Annotated in this window: 10 protein-coding genes; 9 read left to right on the top strand and 1 reads right to left on the bottom strand. The window is 69.7% G+C overall.

Annotation, left to right across the window (positions count from 1 at the left end; genetic code table 11):
• Positions 1–261: 261 nt before the first annotated feature.
• Both REH65_RS11030 and REH65_RS11025 read left to right on the top strand, forming a co-directional pair.
• The gene (locus tag REH65_RS11030) at positions 262–2,610 is read left to right on the top strand and encodes an arylsulfatase (protein ID WP_406692347.1); all 2,349 of its coding nucleotides are present in this window, start codon (positions 262–264) and stop codon (positions 2,608–2,610) included.
• Positions 2,611–2,671: 61 nt separating this feature from the next.
• On the top strand, positions 2,672–3,556 hold the full coding sequence (locus REH65_RS11025) for a LysR family transcriptional regulator (protein ID WP_406692346.1): 885 nt from the start codon (positions 2,672–2,674) through the stop codon (positions 3,554–3,556).
• A gap of 237 nt (positions 3,557–3,793) precedes the next feature.
• Here REH65_RS11025 and REH65_RS11020 read toward each other — a convergent pair whose 3' ends face one another.
• A complete protein-coding gene (locus tag REH65_RS11020) occupies positions 3,794–5,260 on the bottom strand; it encodes a helix-turn-helix domain-containing protein (protein WP_406692345.1) in 1,467 nt (488 codons plus the stop codon).
• A gap of 119 nt (positions 5,261–5,379) precedes the next feature.
• Here REH65_RS11020 and aceA point away from each other — a divergent pair, with 119 nt between their 5' ends.
• The 7 genes from aceA (at position 5,380) to REH65_RS10985 (ending at position 13,644) form a co-directional block, all read left to right on the top strand.
• A complete protein-coding gene (gene aceA, locus REH65_RS11015) occupies positions 5,380–6,693 on the top strand; it encodes an isocitrate lyase (protein WP_281458020.1) in 1,314 nt (437 codons plus the stop codon).
• A 495-nt stretch (positions 6,694–7,188) separates the two neighbouring features.
• Positions 7,189–8,238 carry an NAD(P)H-dependent flavin oxidoreductase gene (locus tag REH65_RS11010; RefSeq protein WP_406692344.1) on the top strand — a complete coding sequence of 350 codons (1,050 nt, stop codon included), beginning with the start codon at positions 7,189–7,191 and terminating at the stop codon, positions 8,236–8,238.
• 57 nt (positions 8,239–8,295) lie between these two features.
• A complete protein-coding gene (locus REH65_RS11005) occupies positions 8,296–8,946 on the top strand; it encodes an MOSC domain-containing protein (RefSeq protein WP_406692343.1) in 651 nt (216 codons plus the stop codon).
• A 103-nt stretch (positions 8,947–9,049) separates the two neighbouring features.
• Positions 9,050–9,568, top strand: coding sequence for an EF-hand domain-containing protein (locus tag REH65_RS11000; protein WP_281458017.1), 519 nt, complete (start codon positions 9,050–9,052; stop codon positions 9,566–9,568).
• A 275-nt stretch (positions 9,569–9,843) separates the two neighbouring features.
• Complete coding sequence (locus REH65_RS10995; protein WP_406692342.1) at positions 9,844–11,343, top strand: CoA-acylating methylmalonate-semialdehyde dehydrogenase; 1,500 nt, start codon at positions 9,844–9,846, stop codon at positions 11,341–11,343.
• A 58-nt stretch (positions 11,344–11,401) separates the two neighbouring features.
• Positions 11,402–12,565 carry an isobutyryl-CoA dehydrogenase gene (locus tag REH65_RS10990; protein ID WP_406692341.1) on the top strand — a complete coding sequence of 388 codons (1,164 nt, stop codon included), beginning with the start codon at positions 11,402–11,404 and terminating at the stop codon, positions 12,563–12,565.
• A gap of 44 nt (positions 12,566–12,609) precedes the next feature.
• Positions 12,610–13,644 carry an enoyl-CoA hydratase/isomerase family protein gene (locus REH65_RS10985; protein WP_406692340.1) on the top strand — a complete coding sequence of 345 codons (1,035 nt, stop codon included), beginning with the start codon at positions 12,610–12,612 and terminating at the stop codon, positions 13,642–13,644.
• The last annotated feature ends 37 nt before the right edge of the window (positions 13,645–13,681 follow it).

Raw genomic sequence — 13,681 nt, 5'->3', positions numbered from 1 at the left:
GAACTCGGGTTCCGGGGGGCATAAAGGGTCTTTATGGGGTGGATCGAGGATTGGTCTGATTCTGCGGTGATCTGGGGCGATGCGGGGGATTCGTGATGTGCGTCTCGGTCCCAGAGCGTGGATCGGGGTTGTGCGGTTCAGACCTGTGGATAGCATTCGAGCGCAAAGGTCTTGCGGTGTTTCGGTTTCCGCCGAGCACATCGATGTTTTCGCTGGTGCGCCACCAATAGTGGCGGGCTCGACGCTGCCTGGAGGTTGCTCGTGGAGGAGTTCTCCCGCGAACGTTTGCCGATCCCCGATCCTCAGCCGCCTGCCGCTACCTCGCTCGACGCGCGTGATCAGAGCCCGGCGTTCCAGCCGCGGCAGCCGCTGCGCCCGCCGCAGGGGGCGCCGAACGTCGTCGTCGTGCTCATCGACGACATGGGGTTCGGGGCGCCCAGCGCGTTCGGCGGACCCTGCAACATGCCCACCGCGGAGCGGTTGGCCGACAACGGCCTGCGCTACAACCGCTTCCACGTCACCGCGATCTGCTCGCCGACCCGGCAGGCGCTGCTGACCGGCCGCAACCACCACTCCGTCGGCATGGGCGTCACCACCGAGATGGCCTCCGCCGCGCCCGGCTACTGCGGCATCCGCCCGCTCAGCGCCGCCACCATCGGCCAGATGCTGCAGGGCAATGGCTACAACACCGCCGCGTTCGGCAAGTGGCACCAGACCCCGGCGCGCGACGTCAGCGCGGCAGGCCCGTTCGACCGGTGGCCCACCGGCGAGGGCTTCGAGAAGTTCTACGGCTTCCTGTGCGCCGAGATGAACCACTGGTACCCCGTGCTGTTCGACGGCACGAAACCCGTTGAGCCCACCCGCAAACCCGAGGACGGCTACCACCTGTCCGAGGACCTGGTGGACAACGCGATCGACTGGGTGCGCGACCAGACCGCGCTCAAGCCCGACAACCCGTTCTTCGCCTACCTGCCCTTCGGCGCCACCCACGCGCCGTACCACGTGCCGCAGGAGTACCGCGAGAAGTACCGGGGCAAGTTCGACCACGGCTGGGACCGGCAGCGCGAGATCACCCTGGAACGCCAGAAGGAGCTCGGCGTCGTCCCGGAGGACGCCGAACTCGCGCCGTGGTCCGAGGGCGTGCCGCACTGGGACGAGCTCTCCGCCGAGGAGCAGCGGGCCGCCGCCTCCCTCATGGAGCTCTACGCCGGGTTCGCCGAGCACACCGACGACCAGGTCGGACGCCTCGTCGACGCCCTCGACGAGCTGGGCGAGCTCGACAACACGATGTTCGTCTACATCCTCGGCGACAACGGCGCCTCCGCCGAAGGCGGCCTGGGCGGCACGCTCAACGAGCACCGCTTCGCCAGCGGCATCCCCGACAGCGCCGAGTTCATCAACGCCCACGACGCCTCCCTGGGCGACGCGACCACGCACGCGCACTACCCGGTCGGCTGGGCGCTGGCGATGAACACGCCCTACCAGTGGACCAAGCAGGTCGCCTCGCACTTCGGCGGCATCCGCGACGGCATGATCGTGCACTGGCCCGCGGGCATCACCGAGCGCGGCGGGCTGCGCGACCAGTTCCACCACGTCATCGACATCGTGCCGACGATCCTCGAAGCCGCGGGCCTGCCGCACCCGACCGAGGTCAACGGCGTCGCGCAGCAGCCCATCGAGGGCACCAGCATGCTCTACAGCTTCAACGACGCCGACGCGCCCGACCGGCACCGCGTGCAGTACTTCGAGATGGTCGGCAACCGCGGCATCTACCAGGACGGGTGGATGGCCGTGACCCGCCACGGCACGCCGTGGGTGATGGTGCAGGACGGCGTCCGGCGCTCCTTCGACGACGACAAGTGGGAGCTGTACAACACCAACGTCGACTGGACCCAGTCCCACGACCTCGCCGAGGAGCACCCGGACAAGCTGCGCGAGCTGCAGCAGCTGTTCCTGGTGGAGGCGGCCAAGCACAACGTGCTTCCGCTGGACGACCGGATGACCGAGCGGGAGAACCCCCTCGAAGCCGGGCGGCTGGACCTGATGGGCGACCGGCGGTCGGTGACCTTCCACGCGGGCGCCAAGCGGCTCACCGAGGAGACCGCGCCCAACGTCAAGAACCGCTCGCACACCCTCACCGCGCTGGTCGAGGTGCCCGAGGGCGGTGCCGAAGGCGTTCTGGTGGCCCAGGGCGGGCACACCGGCGGGTGGTCGTTCTACTTCCACGACGGGAAGCCCTGCTACGCCTACAACTACTTCGGCACGGTCGTCCAGCACGTCCGCGCACCGGAAGCGGTGACAGCGGGCGAGCACGAGGTCAGCGTGCGGTTCGACTACGACGGCGGCGGTGTCGGCAAGGGCGGCACCGCGACGCTGCGGATCGACGGCACCGAGGTCGCCTCGGGGCGGGTGGACGCGACGATCCCGTACTACTTCGCCTTCGACGAGACCTTCGACATCGGCGTGGACCGGGCCAGCCCGGTCACCGACGACTACGCGCCGGTCGACAACGCCTTCACCGGCGGGCTGCGGCGGCTCCGCGTGGACCTCGACGACGACCAGTGGTCCGATGTGGAGGCGGCGTCGGCGTTCCGCACCGCGCACGAGTAGGCGGCGTCCCGCCTGCCCGGTGCACTGCCGGGCAGGCGGAACGCGCGGGAAGGCAGGTGTGATGGACCGGCGGGAGCTGGAGTACTTCCTGGCGATCGTCGAGCACGGCAGCTTCACCGCCGCCGCGCAAGCGATGCACGTGGCCCAGCCGTCGCTGTCGCACGCCATCCGCAACCTGGAGAAGGAGCTGGGCGGCAAGGTCTTCCACCGGCTGCCGCACGGCGTGTCGCTGACCCCCGCCGGGGACGCGCTGGTCGAGCCCGCCCGGCAGGTGATGCGCGACCTGAGCACCGCGACCGCATCGGTCCGCGAGGTGCTGGGCCTGGCCAGCGGGCGGTTGGACGTCGTGGCGCAGACGACGCTGGCCGTCGACCCGCTCGCCGAGCTGATCGGCGATTTCCTGCGGGAGAACCCCAGGGTGGCGGTCAACGTCGCCGACCCGGAGCTGGGCACCGACGTGACCTCAGCGGTGCGCGCCGGTGAGTGCGAGCTCGGGGTCGTCGACTCGGAGCACCCGATCGGCGACCTGGAGTGCATGGTGCTGCGGGGGCGGGAGATCTTCGCCGTCCTGCCGCCCGGGTCCGCGCCCGGTCAGAAGCGGTTGAGCGTGCCGGAGCTGTCCACGCTGGACTGGATCGCCACGCCGCCGGGCACGGCGACGCGCGCGGTCATCGAGGACACCGTCGGCGCCCGGGGCGGCGAACCGACGTTCGCGGTCGAGACCGCGCACCAGGCGATGATCGTCCCGCTGGTGCTGGCCGGGGCCGGTGCCACGCTGCTGCCCCGGTCGATGGCCCGCGACGCGGCCGCGCGCGGTGCGGTCGTGCTCCCGCTGCGACCCCGGGTCGTGCGCCGAGGTGTCCTCTTCTGGCGCCCGGGACCCCTGTCCCCGGCGGCGGCCCAGTTCCTCGCGATGGCCGGAGCCATCGCCGAACTACCCCGGTGACCTGGGAAAACGAAGTTTTCATGAAAACTGTCCCCACCCCAGAACCCTGGTGACGGTGGTGATGAGGTGGGGAGGTTTTCATGAAAACTGTCCCCGCCACCGAACGGGGTGTCGTGAGGACTGGGGAGGGTTCCGCCCCTGGTGGGGGTGGTTTCGTGAAAGATCCCCACTTCGTGGGTGGGGGAAGTTCTCATGAGAACTTCCCCCACCCACGACGGAGTTGGAGCGGGGTGCGGTTCAGTCCTGGTGGGCTTCGACGAAGGCGTAGACGTCGGCTTCGTCGACCCCGGGGAAGGTGTCGGCCGGTAGGGCCGCCAGGACGTGCGAGTGGGCTCGCGCCGACGGCCAGACCATGCCCTCCCAGCGGCTGGCGAGCTCGGCCGGCGGGCGCTGGCAGCACTCGCCGTTCGGGCAGCCCGACTTCGAGTGGTTGTTGGTGTCACGACCCCGGAACCAGCGCGACTCCGTGTAGGGCACGCCGAGGGTGATCGCGAAGTCCCGGCCGCGGCTCGGGTCGACGTGGCCGACGCACCAGTGCGTGGCACCCGGCTTGTCGGTGTACTGGTAGTACGTCGAGTACCGGTCCGGTGAGGCGAAGACCTGCCGCCCGGCCCAGTACCGGCACATCCGCTGACCCTCGATCGCGCCCGTCGGGTCGGTGGGGAACACCAGCCCGTCGTTCTCGTAGGCCTTGTGGATGATGCCGGTCTCGTCGTTGCGGACGAAGTGGCAGACCAGGTCCAGGTACTGGGTGGCCAGGTTGGTGAACCGGTGCGCCGCCATCTCGTAGGACACCGAGAACACGTCGCGCAGGTCCTCCACCGCCAGGTCGCGCTCGGCCTTGGCGTCCTGCAGGAACGGCACCGCCGACTGCTCGGGGACCAGCACGGCGGCGGCGAAGTAGTTGGCCTCCACCCGCTGCCGCAGGAAGTCGGCGAAGTCGCGCGGCTGGCTGTGGCCCAGCGTCAGGTGGCCCAGCGTCTGCAGCAGGATCGTGCGCGGGCTGTGCATGCCCAGCGATTCCCTGCGCAGGAAGATCCGGCGGTTCTTCTGGTCGGTCACCGAGCGCACCGAGCGCGGCAGGTCGGTGACGAACTTCAGCCGGTAGCCCATGTGCGTGGCGATGGACTGGATGAGCCCCTCCGAGAGCGGCCCGCCGTGGTACCCGATGCGCTTGAGCAGGTCGCTGGCGGCCTTCTCGATCTCGGGGAAGTAGTTGTTGTGCTTGCGCATCATGCCGCGCAGCTCGGCGTTGGCCTTGCGGGCCTCCTCCGGGGTGGCGACCTTCTGCGTCTCGCGGCGCTTGAGCTCCTCGTAGAGGCTCAGCACGTGTTCGAGGGCCTCGGTCGGCAGCCGCTTGCCGACCTTCAGCGGTGGCAGCGACAGCCGCTGGTAGATCGGGTCGAGCTGGGCCTTCTCCACCGCGATCTCCAGCTCGGCGCGCCGGTTGGGGGCCTTCTTCGACAGCAGTTCGTCGACGGAGGTGCCCAGCGCGTCGGCCAGCGACCGCAGCAACGACAGCTTCGGCTCGCGGTGGCCGTTCTCCAGCAACGACAGCTGTGACGGCGCTCTCCCCACGCGGTCGCCGAGCTCAACGAGGGTCAGTCCGGCGGCTCGGCGCAAGTGCCTGAGGCGCTGACCAAACACCAGAAGGTCGTGTTCCGTAGAAAAACTACGGTCTTCTTCACTCGCGAACTCCGTCATGGCGTTGATGCTAGCAGAAAAACTCGGAAATTTACCTCGGAAATCTGGCCCAGTTTCGCTTGAAGGCGCGCAATATTGATTGCAGCAGGTCGCCAGCGATCCCGGAAGGGGAAAAAATCATGAGCATCCGCGAGCAGGCGAAGAAGGCCGCTGAGGAGCTGCAGCGCGAGTGGGACACCAGCCCGCGCTGGAAGGGCATCGAGCGTACGCACTCGGCTGAGACCGTCGTCCGCCTCCGCGGCTCGGTGCAGGAAGAGCACACCCTGGCCCGTCAGGGCTCGGAGCGGCTGTGGAAGCTGCTGCACGAGCTCGACTACGTCAACTCGCTGGGCGCGCTGACCGGTAACCAGGCCGTCCAGCAGGTCCGCGCCGGTCTCAAGGCCATCTACCTGTCCGGCTGGCAGGTCGCCGCCGACGCCAACCTGGCCGGCGAGACCTACCCGGACCAGTCGCTGTACCCGGCCAACTCGGTCCCGCAGGTCGTGCGCCGCATCAACAACGCCCTCAAGCGCGCCGACCAGATCAACTGGGCCGAGGCGCTGGACCCGGAGGGTGGCGCCATCGAGGGTGAGGACACCCACTGGCTCGCCCCGATCGTCGCCGACGCCGAGGCCGGCTTTGGTGGCGTCCTCAACGCCTACGAGCTGATGCGCGGCATGATCGCCGCCGGCGCCGCGGGCGTGCACTGGGAGGACCAGCTCGCTTCCGAGAAGAAGTGCGGCCACCTGGGTGGCAAGGTGCTCATCCCCACCAGCCAGCACGTCAAGACGCTGAACGCCGCCCGCCTGGCCGCCGACGTCGCCGGTGTGCCGTCCCTCGTCATCGCGCGTACCGACGCCGAGGCCGCGACGCTGCTGACCAGCGACATCGACGACCGCGACAAGCCGTTCATCACCGGTGAGCGCACCGCCGAGGGCTTCTACAAGGTCCGCAACGGCATCGAGCCCTGCATCGCCCGCGCCAAGGCCTACGCGCCGTACTCCGACCTGATCTGGATGGAAACCGGCACGCCGGACCTGGAGATGGCCCGCAAGTTCGCCGAGGCCGTCAAGTCCGAGTACCCGGACCAGATGCTGGCCTACAACTGCTCGCCGTCCTTCAACTGGAAGAAGAACCTGGACGACAGCACCATCGCCAAGTTCCAGCGCGAGCTCGGCCACATGGGCTTCAAGTTCCAGTTCATCACCCTGGCGGGCTTCCACGCCCTGAACTACAGCATGTTCGACCTGGCCAAGGGCTACGCCAGCGACGGCATGACCGCCTACGTCGAGCTGCAGGAGAAGGAGTTCGGCTCGGAAGACCGCGGTTACACCGCCACTCGCCACCAGCGCGAGGCCGGTACCGGTTACTTCGACACGATCAGCACTGCCATCAACCCGGACTCGTCGACCACCGCGCTGGCCGGTTCGACCGAGACCGCGCAGTTCCACTGATCGTGTGGTTGATGGTGGCCGGCGCGCCTGCTGCGCCGGCCACCCCCTGAACGCACCAGCGGCCCTGTGGCGGGGTGTCGGAAAAATCGCAATGGTGCGAAAGCGGGAGGGACCCAGGCGTCGGGTCCCTCCCGTTTTTTCTTTCCTAGTCGATCTTGAGTTTTTCGTGGCGTGCTGCGGGGCTGAAACTTCCTGTGGCGTAGTTGGTTTCGCTCACTGACAAGACTCTGTGGTCCCTGTGCTCGACGGTGCGGGTAGCGGAACCTCAGACGCCTTCTGGCTCCGGGATCCGAGGCTTGTGTATGCGCCAATACACGGCACGTCGGCTGTCCTCCCCAGAAGACGTCTGAGAACCCGCGGCGGTGCGGGTTGCTCAGGTGGGGTGAGGAGAAACCGCCTGCGGCGGTTGCCTGACGGGTGTTGGTGCTGGTGTCTTTGTTCGGGTTCTGTGAACGGTGGGGGCGTTGTGGTGTGGATCGGAGGTAGCGTTTCAGCATGATCTTCACGGGGCGGGTGCCGGTGGTGGTGGCGCCGATGGCCGGTGGGCCGAGCACTCCTGAGTTGGCCGCTGCGGTGAGCGGGGCCGGGGGAGTGGGGTTCCTGGCCGGGGCTCTGCTCAGCGAGGAGAAGCTCGGTGAGCAGATCTCGCGGATCCGGGGGCTGACTTCCGAGCCCTTCGGGGTGAACATCTTCGTGCCGAGCGAGCGGCGGGACCTGCCGCTCGACGAGTTCCGGGAGCGGGTCGCCGAGGTCGCCGGGCGGCACGGTGCCGAGCCCGGTCCGGCGGACTGGGACGACGACTCCTACCCGGCCAAGGTGCGGCTCCTCGTCGAAGCGCGGGTTCCGGTGGTGTCGTTCACCTTCGGGCTGCCCGAGGCCGCCACCGTGGACGAGCTGCACTCCGTCGGCTCCGAGGTCGTGATCACCGTGACCACCGCCGACGAGGCCCGGCAGGCCGCGCGGGTGGGGGCCGACGCGGTGTGCGTGCAGGGCATGGAGGCCGGTGGGCACCGCGGGGTGTTCTACGACGACCCCACCGAGCCCGGCGGCGGGCCGCTGCTCGGGTTGCTGGCGGCGATCCGCTCGGTGCGGGACGCGGTCGACCTGCCGATCATCGCCGCGGGCGGTCTGGTGCACGGTGCTGACGTGGCCGCGGTGCTCACCGCCGGTGCGGTCGCCGCGCAGCTGGGGACCGCGTTCCTGGTCTGCGACGAGGCCGGTACGCAGCCGGTGCAGCGAGCCGAGATGGCCGACGGGCAGCGGCAGACCGCGATCACCCGAGCCTTCAGCGGTCGCCCGGCGCGCGGTCTGGTGAACCGCTTCATGACCGGCAACCCCGACGCACCGGCGGCGTACCCGCAGGTCAACAACCTCACCACCAAGCCGATGCGCGGTGCCGCGGGCAAGGCGGGGGACGCCGAGGCCATCTCGATGTGGGCGGGCCAGAGCTACGCCCACGCCCGCCCGATGCCCGCCGCGGAGCTGGTCGCGGTGCTGCGCCGGGAGGCCCAGGAGGCGCTGCGGTCGGTGACCGACCGGCTGTGACCTTCGCGGCCGCGAAATCCGTTGGGGCCGTTGGTCGAGGTCGGATACGTTGATCCCATGAGCGCTGTGACGTCGGTGAACCTGGCTGTCGTGCGGACCGGGGAGTGGACCGGTCGCATCGGGAAGTCCGGTATCGACAAGCGCCCGGCCGGGGGCCCGGTGCGATTCACCGACACCGGTGTCGAGGGCGACTCGGTCTGCGACACCAAGCACCACGGCGCCTGGTACCAGGCCGCCTACGCCTTCGACGCCGAGGAACTCGCGTTCTGGTCGGCCGAGCTCGGCGCGGAGCTCGTGCCCGGCAACGCGGGCGAGAACCTGACGCTGTCCGGCGCCGACAGCACTTCGGCGCTGATCGGGGAGCGGTGGGCGATCGGCGACGCCGTGCTGCGGGTGACCGGCCCGCGCCAGCCCTGCCGGGTCTTCGCCGGGTTCTGGGACCTGCCCGGCCTGGTCAAGCGCTTCACCGCGCACGGCCGCACCGGCGTCTACCTGGCCGTCGAGCAGCCCGGCGAGATCAGCGCGGGCGACGAGATCCGCGTGCTGTCCCGGCCGGACCACGGCGTGGAGGTCGCCGAGTTCTTCGCGCTGACCATGCGGGGGCGCAGCGACCTCGCCGAGCACGTCGCGGGCTGCCTGCCGGACCTGCCGGAGAAGTGGCGCACCACGGCCGCCGCCAAGATCGAATCGGCGCGCGTCACGACCTGACACCGCCGGTCACCAACAGTGATCGCGATGATCACTCGCACGCCCGAGCGGAATGCCCGTCCGGGTGTTGGCCGGGCGTTGAGGGCGCTGCCAGGTTGGTGTCATGGCGAGCGATTTGCAGCGGAAGAAGGTCTCCGTCGTGTTCACCGCGATGGACGCCGACGAGGACGGATTCCTGGAGCGCGCGGACTTCGAGGCGCTCACCGACCGGTGGACGGGCATCCGCGGCGGTGACGGCGCCGACCTGCGCGAGATCATGATGCGCTGGTGGGACGCGCTGAGCGCCACGGCCGACGCCGACCGCGACCAGCGGATCACCCAGGAGGAGATGCTCGCCGCCGTCGGCAACCTCCAGGCGATGCTCGACCTCGTGGTGGCGACCGGTGAGGCGATGTTCGAGGCCGTCGACGAGGACGGCGACGGTCGCGTGGCCGAACCCGAGTACGCCCGCATGATCGAGGCGTGGACCGGGCGCAGCGCGCCGAGCCGCGGCGAGTTCGGCCGCCTCGACCGCAACGGCGACGGCACCCTGTCGAGGTCCGAGTTCGTCACCCACTGGCTCGAGTTCTGGAGCGGCGACGACGAAGGAGCCCCCGGCAACCACCTCTTCGGCCTGATCTGACAGCGATCGGAATTCGTGGTCACCCCGCTTGGCGGTGCCGGCCGGTCCCACACCTGAAGCAGCGCCCCCGCCGCATTCTCATCAGCTGCACCTCCGCTTATCCGGTCTTTCCCGCGTGCTCCGCCAAAGGTGGATGGAACGGCGTGAAGTGCGCAGAATCGATACTGTGACGCGGCACACCCTGTTGTGCGGGCGTTCCTTGTGGGAAAGATTGGGCTACAAACAGTTTGGCTTCCTAGTATTTGTGGGGGCCGGTTCGGCGGAGGTGCGGCGAGATGACGAGCGAGCTGGAGCACTTCATCGGAGGCAAGAGGGTGCCGGGGACCTCCGGCTCCTTCGGTGACGTGTTCGACCCCAACACGGGGCGGGTGCAGGCCAGGGTGCCGCTGGCCTCGGTGGACGAGGTCGCGGCCGCGGTCGACAACGCGGCCGCGGCGCAGCCGGCGTGGGCCGCGCAGAACCCGCAGAAGCGGGCGCGCGTGCTCATGAAGTTCCTGCAGCTGGTCAACGACGAGATGGAGGACCTGGCGCGGCTGCTGTCCTCCGAGCACGGCAAGACCGTGCCCGACGCCAAGGGCGACATCCAGCGCGGCCTGGAGGTCGTCGAGTTCGCGATCGGCATCCCGCACCTGCTCAAGGGCGAGTTCAGCGACAGCGTCGGCACCGGCATCGACGTCTACTCGCTGCGCCAGCCGCTGGGCGTGGTCGCCGGCATCACCCCGTTCAACTTCCCGGCGATGATCCCGCTGTGGAAGGCCGCGCCCGCGATCGCCTGCGGCAACGCCTTCGTGCTCAAGCCCTCCGAACGCGACCCCTCGGTGCCGCTGCGACTCGCCGAGCTGTTCATCGAGGCGGGCGGCCCGCCCGGCATCTTCAACGTCGTCAACGGCGACAAGACCGCCGTCGACGCGCTGCTGACCGAACCGCGCATCGAGGCCGTGGGCTTCGTCGGTTCCTCCGACATCGCCGAGTACATCTACTCCACCGCCGCCGCCCACGGGAAGCGCGCGCAGTGCTTCGGCGGCGCCAAGAACCACCTCATCGTCATGCCCGACGCCGACCTCGACCAGGCCGCCGACGCCCTCATCGGCGCCGGGTACGGCTCGGCGGGCGAGCGCTGCATGGCGATCTCGGTGGCCGTGCCGGTCGGCGAGGCCACCGCGAACGCGCTCGTGGACAAGCTCGTCGAGAAGATCGCGGGCCTGAAGGTCGGCACCAGCTTCGACGCCGACGCCGACTACGGCCCGCTGGTCACCCGGCAGGCCTGGCAGCGCGTCCACGACCTCATCGGCGCAGGCGTCGACGAGGGCGCGAAGCTCGTGGTCGACGGCCGCGACTTCGCGCTGGAGGGCAACGAGGACGGCTTCTTCATGGGCCCGACGCTGTTCGACGACGTCACCGCCGACATGCGGATCTACCGCGAGGAGATCTTCGGCCCGGTGCTGTCGGTCGTGCGCGCCGCCGACTACGAGGAAGCGCTGCGGCTGCCCAACGACAACGAGTACGGCAACGGCGTCGCGATCTTCACCCGCGACGGCGACGCCGCCCGCGAGTTCGTCAACCGGGTCAACACCGGCATGGTCGGCGTGAACGTCCCGATCCCGGTGCCGATCGCCTACCACACCTTCGGCGGCTGGAAGCGGTCCGGATTCGGCGACCTCAACCAGCACGGGCCCGACTCGATCCGCTTCTACACCAAGACCAAGACGGTCACCTCCCGCTGGCCCTCCGGACTCAAGGAAGGCGCCAGCTTCACCATCCCGACCATGCACTGATCGCGCGGGTGGGGACCGGCGAACCCGGTCCCCACCCGGCCGCGAGGAGGGAGTCGACGTGTCCGTCGCAGCAGTGGCGAGCTCGCCCTTCGAGCTCACCGACGACCAGCGCGCCATCCGCGAGGCCGCGCTGGAATTCGCCCACGACCAGCTCGCCCCGCACGCCGTGGAGTGGGACCAGGACAAGCACTTCCCGGTCGAGACGCTGCGGGCAGCCGGAGAACTGGGCATCGGCGGCGTCTACGTCGACGAGGCCCACGGCGGCAGCGGGCTGAGCAGGTTCGACTCGGTGCTCATCTTCGAGGCGCTGGCCGGCGGGGATCCGTCGATCGCCGCCTACATCTCGATCCACAACATGTGCGCGGGGATGATCGACCGGTTCGGCAGCGACGCCCAGCGGGCGCGTTGGCTGCCGGGGTTGTGCTCGATGGAACGCCTCGCCAGCTACTGCCTGACCGAGCCCGGCGCGGGTTCCGACGCGGCCGCGCTGCAGACCAGGGCTGTCCGCGACGGCGACGACTACCTGCTCACCGGGGTCAAGCAGTTCATCTCCGGCGGTGGCAGCTCCGACGTCTACGTGGTCATGGCCCGCACCGGCGAGCCCGGCCACAAGGGCATCTCGACCTTCGTCGTGGAGGCCGGGGCCGAGGGGCTCTCCTTCGGCGCCAACGAGAAGAAGATGGGCTGGAACGCCCAGCCCACCCGCCAGGTCATCTTCGACGGCGTCCGGGTGCCCGCCGACCAGCGGCTGGGCGAGGAGGGCATCGGCTTCCGGATCGCCATGGCCGGGCTGGACGGCGGACGGCTCAGCGTCGGCGCCTGCTCGCTCGGCGGCGCGCAGGCCGCGCTGGACAAGTCGCTGGGCTACGTCCGCGAGCGCAGCGCGTTCGGCTCCAAGCTCAGCGAGTTCGAGGCGCTGCAGTTCAAGCTCGCCGACATGGCCACCGAGCTGGAGGCCGCGCGGCTGCTGCTGTGGCGGGCGGCCTGGGCGCTGGACACCAAGGACCCGTCGGCCACCAGGTTGTGCGCGATGGCCAAGCGGCTGGCGACCGACGTGGGGTTCACCGTGGCCAACGAGGCACTTCAGATCCACGGGGGATACGGATACCTTGCCGAGTACGGCCTGGAGAAGATCGTCCGCGACCTGCGGGTGCATCAGATCCTGGAAGGCACCAACGAAATCATGCGGCTGATCATCTCCCGCGGTCTGCTGGCGGCCTGACCGCCGCCGCGGGGGCAGCACCTTGCACAACGATGGAGTTTCCGATGACGGAGTCCGAGATCCTGGTCGCCGAGAACGGCTCGCTCGGGCGGATCACGCTCAACCGCCCGAAGGCCCTCAACTCGCTGACCCTCGGCATGGTCCGGGAGATGACCGAGGCGATCGAGGGCTGGCGCGACGCCGGGCACATCCGGGCGATCCTGATCGACGGTGCCGGTGAGCGCGGCCTGTGCGCGGGCGGCGACGTGCGCGCCCTGCACGACGCCGCCAAGGCCGGGGACGAGTCGCTGCCCTCGGCGTTCTGGACCGAGGAGTACCGGCTCAACTCCGCGCTGGCCAACTACCCGAAGCCGGTCGTGGGGATCATGGACGGCATTTGCATGGGCGGCGGCGTCGGCATCACCGCCCACGGCTCGCACCGGGTGGTCACCGAGCGCTCCAAGGTCGGCATGCCCGAGACCGGCATCGGCTTCATCCCCGACGTCGGCGGTACCTACCTGATGTCGCGCGCCCCCGGCGAGCTGGGCACGCACCTGGCGCTGACCGGCAGCGCGGTCGGCGGTGCGGACGCGCTGTACTGCGACCTGGCCGACCACTACGTCGACAGCGCCCGGCTGCCCGCGCTCGTCGAGGCGCTGAGCAGCGGCGACGTCGACGAGGTGCTGAGCCGCTTCGCCGCCGAGGCGCCCGAGCCGCCGCTGGCCGAGCACCGCGAGTGGATCGACGCGGCCTACGCTGGCGACGACGTCGAGGCGATCCTGTCCCGCCTGGCCGAGCGCCCGGAGCAGGCCGCGCAGGACGCCGCGAAGACCATCGGGACCAAGTCCCCGACCGCGCTGAAGGTGACGCTGCGGGCGCTGCGCAGCGACTACGCCTCGCTGGAGCAGGCGCTGACCCAGGAGTACCGGCTGGCGATGGCGTGCGTGCGCATCGGCGACTTCGTCGAGGGCGTGCGCGCCACCCTGGTGGACAAGGACCGCAACCCGCAGTGGTCGCCCACCAGCCTGTCCGAAGTGGACGAATCGCGGGTGCAGAAGTTCTTCGAACCGGCAGCCGACGAGCCGACGATCTTCGGCTGAGCAGCGGGTGCCGGGGCCTTGGCGGTAGTTCGAGCAG

Origin of the sequence: Saccharopolyspora sp. ID03-671 (assembly GCF_045278815.1) — a bacterium.
In the GTDB taxonomy this organism is placed as follows: domain Bacteria; phylum Actinomycetota; class Actinomycetes; order Mycobacteriales; family Pseudonocardiaceae; genus Saccharopolyspora; species Saccharopolyspora ipomoeae.
The sequence above is the reverse complement of the archived record's forward strand: the minus strand, read 5'-3'. Positions and strand labels throughout refer to the sequence as shown.

What these genes read in the sequence shown, in the direction of transcription:
- REH65_RS11020 (WP_406692345.1), bottom strand. Translation starts at nt 5,260, where the DNA reads ATGACGGAGTTCGCGAGTGAAGAAGACCGTAGTTTTTCTACGGAACAC.
- REH65_RS10995 (WP_406692342.1), top strand. Translation starts at nt 9,844, where the DNA reads ATGACGAGCGAGCTGGAGCACTTCATCGGAGGCAAGAGGGTGCCGGGG.
- REH65_RS11010 (WP_406692344.1), top strand. Translation starts at nt 7,189, where the DNA reads ATGATCTTCACGGGGCGGGTGCCGGTGGTGGTGGCGCCGATGGCCGGT.
- REH65_RS10985 (WP_406692340.1), top strand. Translation starts at nt 12,610, where the DNA reads ATGACGGAGTCCGAGATCCTGGTCGCCGAGAACGGCTCGCTCGGGCGG.
- REH65_RS11005 (WP_406692343.1), top strand. Translation starts at nt 8,296, where the DNA reads ATGAGCGCTGTGACGTCGGTGAACCTGGCTGTCGTGCGGACCGGGGAG.
- REH65_RS11000 (WP_281458017.1), top strand. Translation starts at nt 9,050, where the DNA reads ATGGCGAGCGATTTGCAGCGGAAGAAGGTCTCCGTCGTGTTCACCGCG.
- aceA (WP_281458020.1), top strand. Translation starts at nt 5,380, where the DNA reads ATGAGCATCCGCGAGCAGGCGAAGAAGGCCGCTGAGGAGCTGCAGCGC.
- REH65_RS11025 (WP_406692346.1), top strand. Translation starts at nt 2,672, where the DNA reads ATGGACCGGCGGGAGCTGGAGTACTTCCTGGCGATCGTCGAGCACGGC.